Consider the following 2,272-nt stretch of genomic DNA (forward strand, 5'->3'; position numbering starts at 1 on the left):
GGTAAATCCAGAGCTATTTCAATCTACAAAGACTGGCTATGATATATTATTTCCTATTTGTGTAACGCTCAATGATCCCAAATATACGTATTTATCACCAGATACAGAATTTTGCAAATATATCTTTGACAAAACTCAAAAAGCAAACAATATATTTGAAATTTGCCAAATAGCGAAAGAATTTTTAGAAGAGATGGAAAAACGACATCCTAAACAAGATCAAAAACAAGGCACTGGCATAAAATTAAAAGAAAGCACAGATCAGGCAGAAGACCAGCAGCAAAAACAGCCTGAAAAAAGCCTTGGGGATAACAGTTTTGACATAGATGAAAGCGAAGATGAAGATATTTCTAACGACTATGGTTATTTAGATGATGATGACTTTTCGAATTCTTATCAAACTATACAAGATCCACAAGATAATTCCAAAGAAGAGAATAATGGGCATAGCGAAAATAATGAGCCTAATAAAAACAAACTACTTGGGGACAAAGGCGACTTGATAGATGCTTTAAGCGATGAAGAAAAAGAGGTGATACGCCGACTTATACGCAGAATAAAAAGTGAAGCTATTAAAATAACTGATAATGGGGCAATTATTAATACTTTAGATGATGAAGAATTTATCCAACGTGTTGCTGCGGTTTATGGCAGAAAAAGAAATTTTGAAAATAATGATTTAGAAAAAATGCTACAAAAACCACTTGCTGCTATCAAAAATGGCGATATTACGCTAAATTTACCACTGATCAATAAATATTTTAACCAAGCCAAAAAAGAATTGAGTAAATTTTTCCCAAAAACAGCAGATGAAGCTAGCTCTAGGCTAAGCAAAAAACTAAATAACAAAAAGATAGCATCGTTGCCATTTAATCCAACATTAAGAGGCTTATTTAAAGAGCCTTTGAAAAAGAAGAAAGAGCCAGTGAAGCTTACATTTTTTCTTGATCTTAGTGGTTCTATGCGCGGTAAGCCAATTTTTAACTCTAAACACCTATTGGCAGTAGTTAAAAAATTACAAGATGAGCAATATATAGACGCAAGTCTAGTGCTACATAAAGGTGGTCTTGTTGATAACTGCACCATTATAAAATTTAAGGACTTTAATCAAAAGCCACTTGAAATAATTTCAGCACTAGAGGCCAGTCATGACGAGGGTATAATAAATGCAATAGATCACAGCCTAAAGACTATCAGAAAAGACTTAAAGCAATCAAGGGCCGTATTTTTCTTAACAGATGCAAATTTATTCGATAATCCAAAAGATATAAAAAAAGCAATGGCAAAAATAGATAATAAGAATATTATTGGTCTATATGCTGGCGATAGCAACAATGCAGAGCTTAGCCGATATTTTTCTAACTTTATCTCAGCAAAGAAAGAAAGCAGCGAAAGCCTAAATAATACGCTAGAAATATTGGTAAAAGCAGTTACTGAAATTGCCAACCCTGATCTAACTACAAAAAGGGCAATAGAAAGGATTGCTAAAAACCCTGAAATTTATAGCTCTTATGCGCTTGAAGGTCAAAGTAAAGCAAGAACAAGAACCAATCAAAGTGCTGAAAATGAGAGTATAGGCTCAAATCCTAAGATTAAAGCCTAGATGCTTTTATTCTTGATGACTTTTTCTAAATTCCCAAGCAGGCGTTAGATTATTCATTGACCAAATACCTATTTTTTTATTCTTTGCCCTACTCTCAGCATCAAAATACTTTTGTTCTTTGGCGTATTTTATATAAACCCAGGCCAAACCTTTCTCAACCTGCTCTAAATTAACCTCTATACCATTGCAATAGACTACACCAACCTTTCGGCCATATTGGTCTGTATCTTGCACAACTACGTTAGCATTTGTGCCATAGCACATAGAGTTTAGGGATTTTTTTGATACATTTCCAAAATCTTGGCTCTTTTCTGGCGCATCTATGCTAGCAAGCCTAATCCTAACTTGTTCTTTTGAACTTGTTAAGATAGTAAGTGTATCGCCGTCAGCAACTTTTATTACTTTGCCACTGATCTCCTCTGCATGAAGCCATAGTGCGCTAAAAAGCATTAGGCTAGATAGTAAAAATTTAGTGTTCATTTTATGCTCCTTCTGGTGGTGCTATTAGTGTTTGCTCTTTGTAATTCATTTTATTGCTTTCATAGTATGTATTAAGATGTTATTTTTCATTAGTAAAGAACATCAAAAAGCTTAATAATACATAAAAATACTAATCAACGAAAGGCGTTCTTCTTAGAGTATAAGGTATTAAATTGTCTATCTTTAGCT

2 protein-coding genes are annotated in these 2,272 nt (G+C 33.6%); one reads left to right on the forward strand and one right to left on the reverse strand.

Features of this window, described 5'->3' with window-relative positions; translation table 11 throughout:
* On the forward strand, positions 1 to 1,603 hold a 1,603-nt coding region (locus tag CYP28_RS10390), incomplete at its 5' end, for a VWA domain-containing protein (RefSeq protein ID WP_181000435.1).
* A gap of 6 nt (positions 1,604 to 1,609) precedes the next feature.
* Here the strand turns inward: CYP28_RS10390 and CYP28_RS07620 are convergent.
* Positions 1,610 to 2,083, reverse strand: a complete 474-nt coding sequence (locus CYP28_RS07620) for a thermonuclease family protein (RefSeq protein ID WP_103593741.1) — start codon at positions 2,081 to 2,083, stop codon at positions 1,610 to 1,612.
* Between the last annotated feature and the right edge of the window lie 189 nt (positions 2,084 to 2,272).

This window comes from Campylobacter concisus, assembly GCF_002914195.1.
GTDB classification, from domain to species: domain Bacteria; phylum Campylobacterota; class Campylobacteria; order Campylobacterales; family Campylobacteraceae; genus Campylobacter_A; species Campylobacter_A concisus_M.